We start from the raw sequence: 17649 nt of genomic DNA on the forward strand, positions 1-17649 counted from the left end.
ACCGCCTGATGCGATTCCTGTTCGTCGGGCCAGTGCTTTGCCTGCGGCTTCCTTCAGATTCCACCTCGCGGTGGACACCCTTGCCGTCCGGCTAGCGGTTCCCCTTGCCGGGCCCACAGGGGACTTGCACCCCCAAGTCATCCGGCCAGCACCACCTGTACCGGAACAGCGCCCGTCAAGGCGCTACGCGCCATGCCTGGCGCACCACAAAAAACCCGGCCATTGTGCCGGGTTTTTTATTGCCTGAAACAAAGGCGAAAAAGCTCAGAAGGTTTCCAGATATCCCTTGGGCAGCGCTACGTCCATGGCAATGGGCAGGTGATCCGACATGGGGTAACTCACCACCTCCGAGTGCCGGATCTCCAGGGACGGGCTGACCAGAATGTGGTCCAGCGCCTTTTCCGGCCGCCAGCTGGGGAAACTGTGCGCCGTCTCCGGCAGAGGCACCAGGTCGGTCTCTTTCAATGGCGTTTGCGTTAACAGTTGTTCGGCATGAGCATTCATGTCGCCCATCAACACCACATGGCGATAATCACCGATCTGTTCACGGATATAACCCAGCTGGCGCTGCTGGGCCGACTTGCTCAATGACAGGTGCATCAGTACCAGCACCAGCGGATCTTCCTCAGAACCGTAACGGGCAATGATGGCGCCCCGGCCCGGGATCAGGCCGGGCAGCTTGTGCTCAGTCACATCCAGGGGCCGGAACCGGCTGAGCAGGCCGTTACTGTGTTGCGCGACCGGGCCGAGGTTTCGGTTGAGCTGCTGATACCAGTAGGGAATTCCCGCGCTTTCGGCCAGGTACTGCACCTGATTGATATAGCCGCTGCGAAGGCTGCCGCCATCACACTCCTGCAGGGCAACCACATCGTATTGGCTGAGCAGTGTGGCGATACGATCCAGGTTCTTGGCCCGGCGCCGATGTGGCAACACGTGCTGCCAGCTTCGGGTGAAGTAATGGTGGTAGGAAGAGGTATTGATGCCGACCTGAATATTGAAGGTCAGCAACCGGAGGTGCCGGTGAGGCTCAAAATCCGGCACATGCTCGCTGCCGGAACAGGTACTGCCCGGCCGCTCCCGGGTTCTGAAGGTTTCGAGCTGACTGCGCAGTCTCTTATACATGCGTGAATGCTCCAATCGAGCCGGAAGAACTGATGCCCCAGGACACCAGACTTCCGGCGCCCGGCAAATCACTCAGAGGCCGCCCGCTCCTTCTCAACCAGATATTTCACGACCTCAATCACATTTTCGTGACCACCCGCCATGGACGCACTGGTCACGTACTTGCCATTAATCAGCATAGTCGGCGTGCCGGTGATACGCGCACCACGAATCTTGGACTGGGCCTGCTGAACCCGTGCACGAACACCAAAGCTCTGGTAGGCGTTGGTGAACTCTTCAGGATCGACACCGTAGCCGGCAACAAAGTTGGCCAGCGACTCCACATCGTTCAGGGGACGGTGCTCGCCAGCCAAAGCATCGAACAGGGCATCGTGCACTTTATCGAGCTCGCCCATGGCCTCCAGGGCATAAAAAGCGTAGGCGTGAGGTTCCCAGCTGCGGCCCAGGGCAGCCGGCAGCCTGACGTAGTTCACGTAATCCGGCGCGCTCGCCTCATAGGCCTCGGACAGGGGCTTGAAGTTGTAACAATGCGGGCAGCCATACCAGAACACCTCTGCCACCTCGACACCCTCGTCGGAAGCGGTACGCACCGGGTTATCGAGAGTACGATAGTGCTCGCCCTCCTCCCAGGATTGGGCACTCACCAAACTGGAAAACATCAGCGAGGCAACAAGCAACACAACAGAGCCAAAGGTTCTGGTCATCGGTGATCTCCGGACATTCAATGAATTCAGCAGGGATTATGACCCAGCGCAGCAGCAAACTTCCAGACGATCAAGCGCCCGAAACCTTACCGTCGTGTTAAAACGCAAGAACCCCGCCGAAGCGGGGTTCTTGTTACCTTCCCGGAAGAACCAAACTCAGTTCAGGCCGGAAACGTAGCTGGCCACGGATTCGATTTCCGCATCGGTCAGCTCGGCAGCCACATCCATCATGATCTGAGAGTTGGAGGTGCCGTTACGCTCACCGTTACGGTAAGCCTTCAGCTGATTCGCGATGTATTCGGCGTTCTGACCACCCAGGGCCGGATAACCGCCTGGCTCGTTGCCCTGGCCGCGGGGGTTGTGGCAACCCGAGCAGGCCGGCACGCCAGAGGCCATGTTGCCGCCACGGAACAGGGCGCGGCCCTGATCAACCAGATCCGGGTTTGCCTGATTTACCACCATTTCCTGGCTGTCAAAGTAAGCCGCCAGGTTACGCAGATCCTGGTCAGACATAGCGTCCAGCAGACCCGTCATCTGAGGCACGGCCCGGTCACCGGACTTGATGGCCGTCAGCTGGTTGAACAGGTACTGCTCACCCAGGCCGGACAGTTTCGGGTAGCTGCCCATGATGGGCTTGGCGCCACCCTGGCCGTGACAGCTGGTACATACTGCTGCCTTCTGTTCACCTGCTGCTGGATCTCCTGCCCCGTGAGCCACTGCTGTAAGGCTAACTCCGAGAACAACTCCTGCGATCAGTCTTTTCATGCTCGCTCCGCTTCTCTCATCTTTGAAACTAGACAGTATTCTTCATTATGCTGCCGGCAGGCACTGACCCAACAGGCTCCAACCGGGGCTCACGGCGGTAACGCAACAGCGCTCCACCGGAAATTGGTGTAGCATTATACATTAATCGCCGATAACTGAAATCCAAAGGAACACCAACTGTCGTGGACTCTGATCTGACTCAAAAAAGCCTTTCCTATAATAGCGCCCGTTTCCTGATCAGCGCCTCGCGGCTGGAGGAGTGCCCGCCGGATGCCGGCGCGGAAGTGGCCTTCGCCGGGCGCTCCAACGCCGGCAAATCCAGCGCCCTGAACGCCATCACCGCCAATGGCAAACTGGCCCGGACCAGTAAGACCCCCGGGCGCACCCGGCTGATCAACTTTTTCAGCCTCAACAAGCCGGACATGCATCTGGTTGACCTGCCTGGCTATGGCTACGCCAAAGTCTCCCGCGACATGAAGGACGACTGGCAGCAACACCTCGGCCATTACCTGAACGAACGCCGCTGCCTGCGGGGCCTGGTGCTGGTAATGGACATTCGCCACCCGCTCACCGACTTTGACCAGATGATGGTGGACTGGTGCGAACACAATCAATTGCCACTGATGATCCTGGCCACCAAGGCCGACAAACTGAAGTTTGGCCAGGCCAAAACGAGCATGCTGGGCATCGCCAAAAAGCTCAAAGATTACCAGTGCGTGCAACACCTGATCATGTTCTCCGCCACCTCAAAGCGCGGGGTAGACGAATGCCGGGAAGCGCTGACCCAATGGCTTGAATCCCCGGACCTATAAGCCAGCACCGCGCGGGAGCCAATCATGGAAAGTAACACCGCCTCTGACAGTCAAGAGCAGCTCGCCTACTGCCACCGGGTGTTCCAGGCCCAGCGACAGGCCTTCCGCAAGCAGCCCCTGCCCACGGCGGGCGAGCGCAAAGAACGGCTGACCCAGCTCAAACGGGTGTTGCTTGCCAACCAGGAGCAACTGGCAAAAGCCATTGACCAGGACTTCGGGGGCCGCTCAAAAGATGAAACCCGGATCGCCGAGCTCCTGCCTTCAATCCAGGGCATCAACCACGCGCTCAAACATCTCGAGCGCTGGATGCGGCCGTCCAGCCGACCGGTCTCAATGCTGTTCCGCCCCGCCAGCAACCGGGTGCAATACCAACCCAAGGGGGTGGTCGGCATCATCGTGCCCTGGAATTACCCGTTATACCTGGCGGTGGGCCCCTTGATCGCCGCCCTGGCGGCGGGCAACCGTTGCATGATCAAAATGTCGGAATTCACGCCGGCCACCTCGGCCCTGTTTCGGGATCTGATGGCCGAGACCTTCCCGGAAGACCAGCTCGCCGTCATTCTTGGCGACGCCGACGTCGCCGCCGATTTTTCACGCCGACCATTCGATCATTTGCTGTTTACCGGCTCCACCAGTATCGGCAAACGCGTCATGTTGTCCGCTGCGGAGAACCTGACACCGGTTACCCTGGAGCTGGGCGGCAAGTCCCCTGCCCTGCTGGCACCGGATGTACCGTTGCACGATGCCGCCCAGCGCATTGCCTTTGGCAAGGCCCTGAACGCCGGGCAAACCTGCGTGGCCCCGGATTATGTGCTGTGCCCGGAGGCGCAGATCCCGGCCTTTGTGGAGGAATTCCGCAAGGCTTTCAGCCGGATGTACCACCGGCTCCGGGACAATCCGGATTACACGTCGATCGTCAACGACCGGCAATATCAGCGGTTGCAGCAGCTATTGGGCGATGCCCGGAGCCGTGGCGCGGAACTGGTCACACTCAATCCTGCGGACGAAGAATTGGCTGATAGTACCCGGAAAATGCCCATGATCCTGGCACTGAACACCACACCGGACATGACCCTCCGACAGGATGAAATTTTCGGCCCGATCCTCCCGGTGGTGGGTTACCAGTCCCTGGATCAAGCCATCGATAGCATCAATGATCAACCCCGGCCACTGGCCCTGTACTTTTTCGGCTACGACAAGGCACAACAGCAGCAGGTGCTGGAAACCACCCATTCCGGCGGCGTGTGCCTGAATGACACCTTGATGCACGTGGCCCAGGAAGACCTCCCCTTTGGCGGCATCGGCGATTCCGGCATGGGGCATTACCATGGCCGGGAAGGCTTCCTGACTTTCTCCCATCACCGGGGCGTGTTTGCCCGTCCGAAGTTCAACAGTGGCCGGTTTGTGTACCCGCCCCACGGCACCCTGCTGCACAAGCTGGTGTATAAACTCTTCATTCGGTAGCTGCCCGCCGGGCCTCTGACTTCAGGCGCGCGGGCATTGCTGGTATCCTGACGGCCTTCGAAGACAGGAGCGGCGCATGACCAAAGTAATCTACCCGGGCACCTTTGACCCCATCACCAACGGCCACACCGATCTGATCGAACGGGCCAGCCGGATGTTTGATGAAATCGTGGTCGGCGTGGCGTACAACCCGAAAAAGAATCCCCTGCTCAATCTGGACGAACGCTGCGAGCTGGTGCGCCAGGCCACGGCACACATCCCGAATGTCAGCGTCACTGGCTTCAGCAACCTGCTTTCCCATTTTGTGGAGGAACAGGGCGCATCCATCATTCTGCGTGGCCTGCGGGCGGTTTCGGATTTCGAATACGAATTTCAGCTGGCCGACATGAATCGCCGGCTGGCGCCGGGCATGGAAAGCGTCTTCCTGACGCCCGCCAACCACTTGTCCTACATTTCCTCGACACTGATCCGGGAGATTGCCTCCCTGGGCGGGGATGTCAGCGAGTTTGTTGACCCGGCGGTGGTCAAGGCCCTGAAACAGAAGTTCCAGGACGCCTGACCACCCGGGCAGTTACATCAGCGGCGGCAGGGGCAGTGCCACATCATTGATGTTCAGGACCATGTCCTGCAGCTGCCCGCGCATGACCAGCCGATCGCCTTCCTGTACAAAGAAACCTTGTTTCACCAGCGGCGCGACCTGCATGCGAATCTCGGGATACTGTTCAGCCAGCGCCACCGGCAGACTGAAGCTCAGCGAACCGGTCAGTCGCTGCATGACCATCAACATCTGCTGGCGCTCGGTGTCGGACAGGCGTGGATGGGCCAGTTCCAGATCACCCTCGATCGTACCTTCTGCAGTGCTCACATTCAGCTCCCGGATGCCTGCAGAAAAACCGGCCCCGACCATATTCTGGACCGACTGGGTCATCTGCTGCATCAACTGCATTTGCTGCTGGAACACTTCCCGGGAGTCCAGCTCATCCTGAAGCTGCAATACCTGGAGTTCAGTCATGGTGTCGCTGAACGTGTTCCAACTCGCCACATCCAACCCATTGAGAAACAGGCTCAGGCGGTGCGGCCCGTAAGAGGCACCATCCACGGTAACCGACTCCAGTTTCAACGCCGCCTCTGAGTCGAGGTCACGCCCCTCGTTTGAGGCCTCACTGGAGCTGGTCAGGATCATGCCATCAATAACAATGGGCGGGGTTTCCGGACTTTGCAGGGAAACATTATCCAACTTCATGGAGCCCGATCCGGTCCAGACATCGCCACTCAGCCATGCCATTTCCTGCTCCAGCTCCAGGCCCCGGACAATCACGTCCGCCTGCGGGCCGATGAGGGCCACTTCCGGCCAGACCATCAAGAGATCCGCCTGCTCGCCCATACTGCCCACATCAAGCTTGGCGAGACCACCGCTGGTTCGAAAAATCTCGCCACTGTCCGGGTTCGTCACTTCCATCACCGGGGCGTTGAATTCCAGCGTTGCCGTGCCCCAGAGCCGGGTTTCCAGGGTCAAGCGCGGCTGGTCTTCGGGATACCAGTCTGCGCCTTCAGGCTGCCAGCCGTTGCGGGGTTTGAAGTCCATCAGGCTTCCGGTCAGACCGTGGGTCACCGTTGCCTTAAACTCGATCTCGTGACTTTCACCGGTCGCCGGATCGGTGATGGTAACGCTGCCGGAGGTCTCGGCACCCAGCACGCCACGATCGTATTCCCCGGTGTTCACCCGGACAAAGGGCTGAGCCCCATTGACCTCTTCCGTGGCCTGCAACCACTGCTGCTCGGTCATGTAACCCACGCCCCAGGGCGCGGCACCGGCCCCAACCAACAGCACCGCACCGGCGGCAATCCATTTATTCAGTTTCAACGTTCCATTCCTTTTTGATTATGTTTTTATCCTACCGCCCTCCGGCACTCTCAGCCGGAACTGCTGGTGAGTCGGTCCAGGAGCACCAGTTGCGATGCCACGGGTTCCTCGCCTTCAGCGGGGTGATTCTGCAAATACGTGCCGTCCGGCTGCAGCACCCATGACTGGCAGTTGTCCGCCAGATAGGTGTCCAGATCTTCCCGGAGGCGGGCAATCAGGGCCGGGTCTTCCACCGGGAAAGCGGTTTCCACTCGGTTCAGCAGGTTCCGTTCCATGGCATCGGCACTGGAACAGTAAACCTGGGGTCGACCCCGGTTTCCAAAGTAATAGACTCGAGTATGCTCCAGGAAACGGCCGATGATGGAGCGTACGCGGATGTTTTCAGACAGGCCTGGGACGCCCGGGCGCAGGCAACAGATGCCCCGGATAATCAGGTCAATCTTCACGCCGGCCTGGGACGCCCGGTACAGGGCCTTGATGACCTGGGCTTCGGTCAGGGCGTTGAATTTGAATATAATGCGCCCTTTCTCGCCATACCCCGCTTCCCGCTCGATCAGGCTGATCAGGCTCTGGTGCAATGTGAACGGAGCGTGAAACAGTTTCTTGATCTTCAGGGCTTTGCCCATACCGGTGAGCTGCTGGAACAGCTTGTTGACGTCGTCACCGATGGATTCGTCGCAGGTCATGAAACTGTAGTCGGTGTACAGCCGCGCGTTACCGGCGTGGTAGTTACCGGTGCCCAGGTGCACGTACCGGCGCAAGCGCCCTTCCTCCCGGCGTACAATCAGGATCATCTTGGCGTGGGTCTTGTAACCCACGACACCGTAGACCACGATCACCCCGGCTTCCTGCAGGCGGCTGGCCAACTCCAGGTTTTCCTCCTCACTGAACCGGGCCCGCAGCTCGATCACCGCAGTGACTTCCTTGCCCCGACGGGCGGCATCGGCCAGCGCCTCAACAATCTCGGAGTCTGCACCGCTGCGGTACAGGGTCTGACGAATGGCCAGCACGTGCGGGTCTTTCGCGGCCTGACGCAGTAAATCCACCACGGGGCTGAAGTTCTCGTAGGGATGCAACAGCAAGAGCGGACGCTTGCGGATGGCATCGAACATCGAATCCTTGCTGCGGATCTGGCGCGGAATCGACGGTGAGAAGTGGGAATAGGTCAAATCCGGCCGATCCACCAGGCCGCCCACAGCCATCAGACGAGTCAGGTTTACCGGCCCGTGGACCTTGTACAGATCCCGCTCTGTGAGACCGAACTCCCGCAGCAGGAAGTTCATCAACTCTTCCGGGCAGTTGTCCGCCACCTCCAGGCGCACAGCATCGCCGAAACGGCGACTGAGCAACTCACCGCGCAGGGCGGAGGCGAGATCTTCCAGGTCGTCTTCCAGCTCCAGGTCGGCGTTGCGGGTCAGACGGAACTGATAGCAACCTTTCACTTCCATGCCGGGGAACAGCTTGTCGGCGTGGGCGTGGATCATCGAGGACAGGAACACCAGGTTCTCACCGCCCTCGCAGATCTCATCAGGCAGGCGCACCAGTCGAGGCAATGAGCGGGGCGCCGGTACAATCGCCATGCCGGTTTCCCGGCCGAAGGCATCCTTGCCATCGAGTTCGACAATAAAATTCAGACTCTTGTTCACCAGTCGCGGGAACGGGTGCGAAGGGTCCAGACCAATGGGGCTGACCACTGGCAGCACTTCCTCATCAAAATAGGAGCGCACCCAGTCCGCCTGTGCTTCCGTCCAGTCCCGACGGCGAACAAAGTGGATATTCTCCTTCTCCAGCTCCGGGATCAGGACGTTGTTGAGGATGTCGTACTGCTCGGCAATGTACTCGTGGGCAATGCGGCTGATCTCGGCCAGCACCTGGTCTGGCTGCATGCCATCGACACCCACCGTTTCCCGGCCGTACTTCAACTGCTCACGCAGGCCGGCTACCCGGATCTCGAAAAATTCATCCATGTTGCTGCTGAAAATACAGCAGAAGATCAACCGGTTGATCAGCGGGTGAGTGGTATCCAGGGCCTGTTTCAACACCCGATAGTTGAACTGCAGCTGACTGAGCTCCCGATTGAAATAATTCTCGGTGGCGTCGATGTTGACCTCTTCACCTGCCTCGGGCAGATCAACCGGTGCCGGCACCTGCTCGGCATCGGTCGCGGCGGCTGTCATGTTTTTGCTTGTCATTGCTGTCCTTATCCGTGGTTGAAACAGGCTCGGGGTGTACCTGTTACTGTTCTTTCATCAGGCGGGCTGCGCGCACCGCAAAATACGTCAGGATGCCATCGGCACCGGCCCGGCGCATGGACATCAGGCTTTCCATCATGACCTTGTCGCCGTCCAGCCAGCCATTCTGGGCCGCCGCCATGTGCATGGCGTATTCACCGCTTACCTGATAGACAAAGGTAGGCACCTGCAGTTCTTTTTTCACCCGGTAGACAATATCCAGGTAGGGCATGCCCGGCTTGATCATCACCATGTCAGCCCCCTCCGCCAAGTCGGACGCCACCTCATGAATGGCTTCGTCGCTGTTGGCCGGGTCCATCTGGTAAGTGGACTTGTCCGCCTTGCCCAGGTTGGCCGCCGAGCCGACCGCGTCCCGGAACGGCCCGTAATAACTGGACGCATACTTGGCCGAATACGCCAGGATACGGGTATTCACATGGCCTGCTGCCTCCAGCGCCTCCCGGATGGCCGCCACACGGCCGTCCATCATGTCCGACGGTGCCACCACATCAGCACCAGCGTCAGCATGGGAGACCGCCTGGCGCACCAGGGCTTCGACGGTAACGTCATTCAGGACATAACCCTGCTCATCGATAATGCCGTCCTGGCCGTGGGTGGTAAACGGGTCCAGCGCCACGTCGGTGATCACGCCCAGCTCAGGGTAAGCCGCCTTCAGCGCCCGCACTGCCCGCTGTGCCAGCCCGTCCGGGTCCCAGGCACCGGAACCGGCCAGGTCTTTCTTTTCCGCCGGCACCACCGGGAACAAGGCCAGCGCCGGAATGCCCAGGCTCACCCATTCGGCCGCCTGCTGCACCAACAGATCGACACTCAGCCGCTCTACGCCGGGCATGGAGGGCACGGTTTCACGCTGCTGTTCCCCTTCCAGTACAAATACCGGATAGATCAGGTTGTCGGCGGACAGGTGGTTTTCCCGCACCAGGCGCCGGGAAAAATCGCTGGCCCGGTTACGACGCAAACGGGTATGGGGAAAGCTACGGCTGGACAGTGACGGAGTGGGCTTGGTCACAAAATACCTCCTGAAGATGAGTAACCCTGGGAAATGGTTCCATCATACACCCGGAAGGCAACAGGGGCCGAGTGTGAGGTCAAATCATGACACGGGAATGACAAAACCGGGTGCCCTGCGGGGCACCCAGCTCAAAAAGAGGGGTTGGCGAACTCAGAAACTGCGGTTGTTGAAGCCGACTTCCACCTTCCGGGAAGCTGCGGACTGGAAGTGCGTATCCACTTCCTCAATGTGACCACCGTTCTGAAGGAACGCTTCGATATCCGCCTGCAACTGGGCTCTCACCCGGGCCCGGCCGGCGATGGAATGATTATCCTCAGTTTCGGCACTCCAGTTGCCGGAACTTTCCAGGGCGCTTTCGTCGAAATCACTCATGGCTCTCTCCCATCAACGAAAACAGATCTACAGGTGCGTCAGGCCTGGCCCGAACAACACCGGGTCTCGACTGGCGGCCCTTAGGGACCCGTCTTGCGCTCTTTATAATCTCGATTTCTGACTCTCGCCATCCTCACAAAATTAAATTTGCGTAATCTTAAAGGGCGGCATGCAGGCCATTGATTCTATTAAGCAATCGAAGGCATTGAAGGCCACTAAATGTTGACAGGAAGGAACGACGGTCATTCACTGTAAAAACACCAGACCGACCCGACTGATAACAACAACATTTTCAGGTACCGTCATGTCGCACGATTCGGAACACGCCACCCGACCAGCCCCGGGCCACGATGCCTGCCTGGCCAACACGCACGATGTCTTCAACCAACCCAGCCCGCTGGAAAACTACAACCTGTACGAGCACGACATTGCCCTGCAGGAGGCTGTAGCCAGGGAGGGCGCCGGATACGCGCACGATGACCTGAACCAATTCGGCACCTGGGCCGGCAAGGCCGAAACCATCGAATTGGGCTTTCAGGCCAACGCCAACAAGCCCACTTTCCGAACCCACGACCGCTACGGCCACCGGATTGACGAAGTCAGCTTCCACCCGGCCTACCACGAACTCATGCGCGTGGCCCTGGAAAACGGCCTGCACAGCTCGCCCTGGGCCAACCCCGGCCCCGGGGCCCACGTGGCCCGGGCCGCCAAGTACTACCTGCACACCCAGGTGGAGGCCGCCCATGGCTGCCCCGTTACCATGACCTTCGCCGCCCTACCGACCCTGCGCCAGCAACCGGACCTGGCCCGGGAATGGGAACCCCGCATTCTGACCAGCGCCTACGACGGTCGGAACGTGCCGGACCGCGAAAAACGCGCCGTCACCCTGGGCATGGCCATGACCGAAAAGCAGGGCGGCAGCGACGTGCGAGCCAACACCACCCAGGCCTGCCCCATCGGCCGTGAAGGCCCCGGCCAGGCCTATGAACTGGTCGGCCACAAATGGTTCGTCTCCGCCCCCATGAGCGATGCCTTCCTGGTACTGGCCCAGACCGCCAGCGGCCTGTCCTGTTTCCTGATGCCGCGTTGGCGACCGGACGGCAGCAAGAATCCCTGGCAGGTCCAGCAGTTGAAAAACAAGATGGGCAACGTCGCCAACGCCTCCAGCGAAGTCGAACTGCGCGGCGCCCTGGCCTGGATGGTCGGCGACGAAGGCCGGGGCGTAAGAACCATCATCGACATGGTCGCCATGACCCGCTTCGATTGCATGATCGGCAGCTCCGCCGGCATGCGCCAGGCCTTCGCCCAGGCCAGCCACCACTGCCGACACCGCAGCGCCTTCGGCGCTCGCCTGAGCGACCAGCCCCTGATGCAGAACGTACTGGCCGACCTCGCCCTGGAAAGCGAAGCGGCCATGACCTACGCCCTACGCATCGCCCGGGCCCTGGACCACGCCGACAACGAACACGAACGCCTGCTCGCCCGCCTGGCCACTCCCTTGGGCAAATACTGGATCTGCAAACGCACCGCCAACCACGCCTACGAAGCCATGGAGTGCATCGGCGGCAGCGGCGTCATGGAAGACTGCATCATGCCCCGCCTGTTCCGCGAATCCCCGGTCAACGCCATCTGGGAAGGCAGCGGAAACGTCCAGTGCCTGGACACCCTGCGCGCCATCCAGAAACAACCCGAGACCCTAGACGCCTTCTTCACAGAGGCCGCCGAAGCCAAAGGCGCCGACCACCGCTTCGACCAGTTCCTGGCGCAACTGCAAAACGACTTCGCCGACATCAGCGATTTCCAGTACCGCGCCCGCAACCTCGTCGACCGTTTGGCCCTGGCCATGCAGGCCTCCCTGCTGCTCCGGCACAGCGACAAACACCTCGCCGACGCTTTCTGCGCCACCCGCCTGCAAAACAACGGCGGGCAGAACTACGGCAACCTGCCAACGGGCACCAATCCAGCGGCCATTATCAAACGGGCGACGCCTGTAGTAGGCTAGCGCTTCGGTACAGCCGGCCAGTTCACACTGGCACAAGCGTTTAACTGCGAAGTTTAGTGAGCGCGCGTGGTGCCGCCTTCCAAAAATTTGCGGAGCCATGGATGGCGGAGCATAAGCGCCACATGGGTTCGACTGAGCGTTTATAAAGCGAAGCTTTATGCGACAGGAGAACGACTGTAATCTGCGATTGCAGGCCGGACCCCGAAGGGGTGCCGCAGGAGCGCTTTTTGGAAGGCGGCACCACGTGCGCTCCAGCACCACAGCTGGATATTAAGATGTCAGAAGCACTCAGAAAGCTACTAGCCCAAAACAATCCACCCGAGCAGCCCACCATCACCCCAAGCGTGGGCCTGCTCACCCTGCACTTCCAGCTCTACGCCTGCGACGACCTGAAGGCCAAACGCAAAGTCTTCACCGCCCTGAAAGCCGTCTGGGGCAAAGAACCCGACCTGGCCGTCGCCGAAACCGGCGACCACGACGCCCTCGATTGCGCCACCTGGACCATCGCTGCCTTGGGCGCCTCCCCGCAGCAGATCACCCAGCGTCTCGACCAGGTCGAAAAAGACATCCAGAGCCGCATCGACGCCGCCATTCTCGAGGTCCACCGGGAAATCCTGTAACCCTTCCAGGCTCGCCTCAGGCAGACACAGGCTTTATACTACGCCGCCTTGGAGAATTGGCGCCTATGACCGGAAAGAAACCATCCGCTCAGGCCTCTATCGAGGCCATGTATCGAGTCTTCACCGTGCCCGAGGCACCGGACTCGACCCTGAGCCGCATTGACCAGAACATCTCCCGCAACCTCGCCGGCTTCCTGCAGGAACACATCGTCGCGGTTGAACGGGATCTTTCTGACGTGGAAAAAAACTTTTCCGACTCCGCCATCCCGGAAAAGCCGGTCTTCGTCTCCGACCAGACCCAGTTCCTGCTCGACAAAGTCGTGGCGGACTCCGTCCATACCGCCTCGCCCGCGTTCATCGGGCACATGACCTCGGCACTGCCCTACTTCATGCTGCCGCTGTCAAAAATCATGATTGCCCTGAACCAGAACCTGGTCAAAATCGAGACCTCCAAGGCCTTCACGCCACTGGAGCGCCAGGTCCTGGGCATGATCCACCGCCTGGTGTACCAGCAGGACGGCGCGTTCTATCGCAAATGGATGCACGACCCCAGCCACGCCCTGGGCGCCATCTGCTCCGGCGGTACAGTCGCCAACCTGACCGCATTGTGGGTCGCCCGCAACCGCGCCTTCCCACCCGAAGGCAGTTTCCGCGGCCTGCACCAGGAAGGCCTGTTCCGGGCCCTGAAATACTACGGCTGCGAAGGCGCCGCCATCCTCGTCTCCGACCGTGGCCACTATTCCCTGCGTAAAGCGGCCGACGTGCTCGGCCTGGGCCGGGAATCATTGATTGCCATCCCCACGGACGACGACAACCGCATCCAGATCGACGCCCTGCGCGACAAGTGCCTGGAACTGCAGAAACAGAAAATCAAGGTCATGGCCATCTGCGGCATCGCCGGCACCACCGAGACCGGCAACGTCGACAACCTCGACGCCATGGCCGACATCGCCCGGGAATTCCGCGCCCACTTCCACGTGGACGCCGCGTGGGGTGGGCCCACCCTGTTCTCCCGCACCCACCAGCACCTGCTGCGGGGCATCGAACAGGCCGACTCCGTCACCTTCGACGCCCACAAACAGCTGTACGTGCCCATGGGCGTGGGCCTGGTGGTGTTCAAAACCCCGGGCCTGGCCAGCGCCGTGGAACACCACGCCCAGTACATCATCCGCAAGGGCTCCAAGGACCTGGGCAGCACTACCCTGGAAGGCTCACGGCCGGGCATGTCCATGCTGATCCACTCCGGGCTGAAAATCATTGGCCGCGAAGGCTATGAAATCCTCATCGACGAGGGCATCAACAAAGCCCGCAACTTTGCGGACATGATCACCGAAGACCCGGATTTCGAACTGGTCACCCGGCCCGAGCTGAACATCCTCACCTACCGCTACTGCCCGGCGGTGGTGCAACAGGCCCTGGCCGTGGCCGACAAACGCCAGGCCGAGCGGATCAACACCAGCCTCAACCGCATCACCAAATACCTGCAGAAAACCCAGCGCGAGCGGGGCAAGGCCTTCGTCTCCCGGACCCGCCTGGAACCGGCCCGCTACGCCCACTTCCCCTGCATCGTGTTCCGCGTGGTGCTAGCCAACCCGTTGACCACTCCGGACATCCTCATGGACATCCTGGACGAGCAGAAAGAACTGGCGCAGGAAAGCGGCATTGCCGAGGAAATGGCGATATTGAAAGGGTTGGCGGAGACGGTGCTTCAGAAACAGCGGGAAGGGTCAGAAAGCTGAGTACGATCTTAGGTCTGTCTTGGTAGCCTGCGAGATTGGGGGAGTCGAGGACTTGGAGGCACTTTCCAAAAAGCGCTCCTGCGGCACCCCTTCGGGGTCCGGCCTGCAATCGCAGATTGCAGTCGTTCTCCTGTCGCATAAAGCTTCGCTTTATAGACGCTCAGTCGAACCCCTGTGGCGCTTATGCTCCGCCATCCCTGGCTCCGCAAATTTTTGGAAAGTGCCTCCAAGCCCTCTTAGCGAAACTCCGGCGTTAACGCCGCAAAGCATGGTCTGGGTTCTTGGGGAGGAGCGCTTTTTGGAAGAACCCTCGCTCCTCCTGCTGCCACCTACTTAATAAAGCGCTTCCTCATCATCCAGCACCTCGTGCAGGATTTCCAGGAACATCTTGTCCGCCTCACTCCAGGCCTCTGGAATACGGATCGTCGTGTTGGCGCTGATCTCGCGGGCCACCAGCTCATCGGCGTTCGGCTCGCCCCGGTACTTACGGGCGATCTCCATGGACTTGACGGCAATGGTCGGGTCACTCATCACCTTCTTGATGAACACCCGAAGCTCTTCGATCATCTTGGCCTGACGGCCTTCGTTGGATGTACCCATTCCCCACTCCTGTCATTTGTCTGGTCGCGAGGCCATCGGCCCCGCGCTTTTCTACAGTATGGCCGAACTGGAAAATTCTCACCAGTCCCGCAACTTAGAGACCCAAGTGATCCCTTAGCTCACGAACAGGCCACGCAGGGTAAAGAACAGGAACGCCGCCATCAAAGCCGAAGCCGGTACAGTAATAATCCAGGCTGCGGCAATTTTCACCAGGTGCGAGCGCTTGACCATCTCTTCGCGGTAAATTTTCTTCAGACGCTTACGCTCGGATTTGGCCAGCGGCACCTGCTGCTTGTCCTGCTTGGCCTGCTGCAGCAATCTTTCCATTTCCTCGACGGACGCGTTCCGGAAATCCTCCAGAAACGGGCGCAGGCGCTCCTGCTCGGCCGGCTCGTGCTGGTCCATGATCTTGTGCAACTGGGTGGCGTAGTTGCGCTTGAGGTACTCACGCAGAAAGCCCACGCCAAACACACCACCGATGGCAATGTGGGTGGAGCTGACCGGCAGCCCCAGCTGGGAGGCCAGAATAACCGTCAAAGCGGCAGACAGGGCGATGCAGAAGGCCCGGGTCTTGTCCAGCTCGGTGATCTCAGTGCCCACGGTCTTGATCAGGCGGGGGCCGAACAGCATCAGGCCCACGGCCAGGCCCAGGGCACCGACCATCATGACCCACAGTGGAATACTGGCGGCGGTCACCACACCGCCCCCAGCCTGGATGGCGTCGTTGATAGCTGCCAGCGGACCAATGGCGTTGGCCACGTCGTTGGCACCGTGGGCAAAACTCAACAGGGCCGCGGCAAAGATCAGCGGCCAGGTAAACAGCTCACTGACTCCGTGGGGCGTGTTTTCCATGGCGGCTGCCTTGCGCCCGACCAGGCTGCGCATTGCAAAATACACCACCGCAGCGGCGGCAAGGCCGATCAGCGCCGCCTGCATGAAATCGACCTTGATGACCTTTTTCACACCCTTGATCATCAGGTAGGTGCCAAAGGCCCAGGCCATCAGGGCAACCAGCACGGGCACAAAGCGGCGCGCCGATTCAATCAGGTTTGGCTGATAGAGTACGGTTTTCTTGATGGAATACAGGAAGAGAGCGGCGAGCATGCCGCCCAGCGCCGGGGAAATGACCCAACTGGCAACAATCTTGCCCATCACGGCCCAATCCGCGATCGCCCAGCCTCCGGCCGCAATACCGGCCCCCAGCACACCACCAACAATAGAGTGCGTGGTAGAGACCGGCGCACCCATCCAGGTGGCCAGGTTCAGCCAGAGAGCACCAGCCAGCAACGCGGCTGTCATCAGCCAGACAAACGCCCGGGGATCTTCCAGTGTGGTCGGGTCAATGATGCCGCCCTTGATGGTGGAGACCACGTCGCCACCGGCGATCAGGGCGCCCGACGCCTCGAACACGGCCGCCAGCAGCACTGCCGCCCCCAGGCCCAGGGCACCGGAACCAACCGCAGGGCCTACGTTATTGGCAACGTCGTTGGCGCCGATGTTGATGGCCATGTAGCCACCGATTACGGCGGCGGCCATCAGCAGCATGTTATTGGGCAGTTCCTGACTGAACGCGCCGACACTGAGCCAGACGCCGAGCAGGAAAAGCACACTGAAACCAATTCGATAACGTTCGGTGGAAGGGCTGCTTAGGAGGGTATCCAGAAAACCGGAAGAGCGGGCCATAACCAAGGGATCTCATTTTGTACGGGTGAATTGAAGCAATTCAGCGCCGCAAACTATAATTTTTTTGACATCGAATTGAAATATAACCGTAACTTTTATCCGGCTTGAGCCTGCCTGCCGAGGCCGCTATGATCGGGCCACTTTCAACCACCCGGCGATTTCTGGAAAAGGCGATATTATGGCAGCAATCCGCATTCTGACAGGCAGCGTCTACGGTGGCGCGTTAATGACCGCTCGCAAGGTCAAAGAGGAACTGGAAGCCGACGGCCACACCGTGGCGTTGCTGGAAGAACCGAAACTAGTGGATATTACGGACAATAATGACGCCCTGCTGGTGTGCACCTCCACCACCGGCGACGGGGAAATCCCGGACAACCTGCTGCCCTTCTATGTCGACCTCCGGGAACAGCTGCCCCAGCAGCCCGGCCGCCCTTTCGGCATCATCGTGCTGGGTGACAGCTCTTATGGCGATACCTTCTGCGGTGCCGGCGACCTGATGGAAGAGGCCCTGCTGGAAACCGCCGCGCGCAAGGTGGGCGAGACCCTGAAGATCGACGCCCTGGAGACCATCGATCCGGAAGACGAGGCCGCCCCCTGGGCGAAAACCTGGGCCGCCGGGCTCTGAGGCCGGAAGCCCCGCA

Annotated in this window: 16 protein-coding genes; 7 read left to right on the forward strand and 9 right to left on the reverse strand. The window is 60.2% G+C overall.

Features of this window, described 5'->3' with window-relative positions; all coding sequences use genetic code 11:
* Positions 1-264 precede the first annotated feature (264 nt).
* The 3 genes from BY454_RS11600 to BY454_RS11610 form a co-directional block, all read right to left on the reverse strand.
* Positions 265-1122, reverse strand: a complete 858-nt coding sequence (locus BY454_RS11600; RefSeq protein WP_104416636.1) for an endonuclease/exonuclease/phosphatase family protein — start codon at positions 1120-1122, stop codon at positions 265-267.
* A 68-nt stretch (positions 1123-1190) separates the two neighbouring features.
* Positions 1191-1826 carry a thiol:disulfide interchange protein DsbA/DsbL gene (locus BY454_RS11605; RefSeq protein ID WP_104416637.1) on the reverse strand — a complete coding sequence of 212 codons (636 nt, stop codon included), beginning with the start codon at positions 1824-1826 and terminating at the stop codon, positions 1191-1193.
* Positions 1827-1982: 156 nt separating this feature from the next.
* On the reverse strand, positions 1983-2591 hold the full coding sequence (locus tag BY454_RS11610) for a c-type cytochrome (protein WP_104416638.1): 609 nt from the start codon (positions 2589-2591) through the stop codon (positions 1983-1985).
* 182 nt (positions 2592-2773) lie between these two features.
* Between BY454_RS11610 and yihA the strand changes: the two genes are divergently transcribed.
* The 3 genes from yihA (at position 2774) to coaD (ending at position 5426) form a co-directional block, all read left to right on the forward strand.
* Positions 2774-3403 (forward strand): ribosome biogenesis GTP-binding protein YihA/YsxC, encoded by a 630-nt coding sequence (gene yihA / locus BY454_RS11615; protein ID WP_104416639.1) that lies wholly within the window; start codon positions 2774-2776, stop codon positions 3401-3403.
* 24 nt (positions 3404-3427) lie between these two features.
* Positions 3428-4867, forward strand: coding sequence for a coniferyl aldehyde dehydrogenase (locus BY454_RS11620; RefSeq protein WP_104416640.1), 1440 nt, complete (start codon positions 3428-3430; stop codon positions 4865-4867).
* 76 nt (positions 4868-4943) lie between these two features.
* Positions 4944-5426 carry a pantetheine-phosphate adenylyltransferase gene (gene coaD / locus BY454_RS11625; protein ID WP_104416641.1) on the forward strand — a complete coding sequence of 161 codons (483 nt, stop codon included), beginning with the start codon at positions 4944-4946 and terminating at the stop codon, positions 5424-5426.
* A gap of 12 nt (positions 5427-5438) precedes the next feature.
* On the opposite strand, the gene BY454_RS11630 is transcribed toward coaD, so the two are convergent.
* The 4 genes from BY454_RS11630 to BY454_RS11645 all read right to left on the reverse strand — a co-directional run bounded on the left by BY454_RS11630 (position 5439) and on the right by BY454_RS11645 (position 10364).
* Positions 5439-6731: a DUF945 family protein gene (locus tag BY454_RS11630; RefSeq protein ID WP_104416642.1), complete on the reverse strand. Its 1293-nt coding sequence runs from the start codon at positions 6729-6731 to the stop codon at positions 5439-5441.
* Positions 6732-6781: 50 nt separating this feature from the next.
* On the reverse strand, positions 6782-8923 hold the full coding sequence (ppk1, locus tag BY454_RS11635; protein ID WP_104416643.1) for a polyphosphate kinase 1: 2142 nt from the start codon (positions 8921-8923) through the stop codon (positions 6782-6784).
* Between the two features lie 43 nt (positions 8924-8966).
* Complete coding sequence (gene hemB, locus BY454_RS11640; RefSeq protein WP_104416644.1) at positions 8967-9989, reverse strand: porphobilinogen synthase; 1023 nt, start codon at positions 9987-9989, stop codon at positions 8967-8969.
* Positions 9990-10142: 153 nt separating this feature from the next.
* Positions 10143-10364, reverse strand: coding sequence for a hypothetical protein (locus tag BY454_RS11645; protein ID WP_104416645.1), 222 nt, complete (start codon positions 10362-10364; stop codon positions 10143-10145).
* A 304-nt stretch (positions 10365-10668) separates the two neighbouring features.
* Here BY454_RS11645 and BY454_RS11650 point away from each other — a divergent pair, with 304 nt between their 5' ends.
* The 3 genes from BY454_RS11650 to panP all read left to right on the forward strand — a co-directional run bounded on the left by BY454_RS11650 (position 10669) and on the right by panP (position 14725).
* Positions 10669-12366 (forward strand): isovaleryl-CoA dehydrogenase, encoded by a 1698-nt coding sequence (locus BY454_RS11650; protein WP_104416646.1) that lies wholly within the window; start codon positions 10669-10671, stop codon positions 12364-12366.
* 275 nt (positions 12367-12641) lie between these two features.
* A complete protein-coding gene (locus tag BY454_RS11655; protein ID WP_104416693.1) occupies positions 12642-12986 on the forward strand; it encodes a DUF503 domain-containing protein in 345 nt (114 codons plus the stop codon).
* 65 nt (positions 12987-13051) lie between these two features.
* Complete coding sequence (gene panP / locus BY454_RS11660) at positions 13052-14725, forward strand: pyridoxal-dependent aspartate 1-decarboxylase PanP (protein ID WP_104416647.1); 1674 nt, start codon at positions 13052-13054, stop codon at positions 14723-14725.
* A 333-nt stretch (positions 14726-15058) separates the two neighbouring features.
* On the opposite strand, the gene BY454_RS11665 is transcribed toward panP, so the two are convergent.
* On the reverse strand, positions 15059-15325 hold the full coding sequence (locus BY454_RS11665; RefSeq protein WP_104416648.1) for a hypothetical protein: 267 nt from the start codon (positions 15323-15325) through the stop codon (positions 15059-15061).
* A 114-nt stretch (positions 15326-15439) separates the two neighbouring features.
* On the reverse strand, positions 15440-17008 hold the full coding sequence (locus BY454_RS11670; protein ID WP_104416649.1) for an inorganic phosphate transporter: 1569 nt from the start codon (positions 17006-17008) through the stop codon (positions 15440-15442).
* A gap of 178 nt (positions 17009-17186) precedes the next feature.
* On the opposite strand from BY454_RS11670, the gene BY454_RS11675 reads away from it, so the two are divergent.
* Entirely contained in the window at positions 17187-17633 is a 447-nt protein-coding gene (locus tag BY454_RS11675; protein ID WP_104416650.1) for a flavodoxin, read from the forward strand.
* The last annotated feature ends 16 nt before the right edge of the window (positions 17634-17649 follow it).

Origin of the sequence: Marinobacter persicus, from assembly GCF_002934325.1 — a bacterium.
Lineage (GTDB): Bacteria > Pseudomonadota > Gammaproteobacteria > Pseudomonadales > Oleiphilaceae > Marinobacter > Marinobacter persicus_A.

Coding starts and splice junctions, on each gene's coding strand:
- ppk1 (WP_104416643.1), bottom strand. CDS start 8,923: ATGACAAGCAAAAACATGACAGCCGCCGCGACCGATGCCGAGCAGGTG.
- BY454_RS11675 (WP_104416650.1), top strand. CDS start 17,187: ATGGCAGCAATCCGCATTCTGACAGGCAGCGTCTACGGTGGCGCGTTA.
- BY454_RS11655 (WP_104416693.1), top strand. CDS start 12,642: ATGTCAGAAGCACTCAGAAAGCTACTAGCCCAAAACAATCCACCCGAG.
- BY454_RS11620 (WP_104416640.1), top strand. CDS start 3,428: ATGGAAAGTAACACCGCCTCTGACAGTCAAGAGCAGCTCGCCTACTGC.
- BY454_RS11670 (WP_104416649.1), bottom strand. CDS start 17,008: ATGGCCCGCTCTTCCGGTTTTCTGGATACCCTCCTAAGCAGCCCTTCC.
- BY454_RS11600 (WP_104416636.1), bottom strand. CDS start 1,122: ATGTATAAGAGACTGCGCAGTCAGCTCGAAACCTTCAGAACCCGGGAG.
- BY454_RS11665 (WP_104416648.1), bottom strand. CDS start 15,325: ATGGGTACATCCAACGAAGGCCGTCAGGCCAAGATGATCGAAGAGCTT.
- BY454_RS11650 (WP_104416646.1), top strand. CDS start 10,669: ATGTCGCACGATTCGGAACACGCCACCCGACCAGCCCCGGGCCACGAT.
- BY454_RS11605 (WP_104416637.1), bottom strand. CDS start 1,826: ATGACCAGAACCTTTGGCTCTGTTGTGTTGCTTGTTGCCTCGCTGATG.
- coaD (WP_104416641.1), top strand. CDS start 4,944: ATGACCAAAGTAATCTACCCGGGCACCTTTGACCCCATCACCAACGGC.
- panP (WP_104416647.1), top strand. CDS start 13,052: ATGACCGGAAAGAAACCATCCGCTCAGGCCTCTATCGAGGCCATGTAT.
- BY454_RS11610 (WP_104416638.1), bottom strand. CDS start 2,591: ATGAAAAGACTGATCGCAGGAGTTGTTCTCGGAGTTAGCCTTACAGCA.
- BY454_RS11645 (WP_104416645.1), bottom strand. CDS start 10,364: ATGAGTGATTTCGACGAAAGCGCCCTGGAAAGTTCCGGCAACTGGAGT.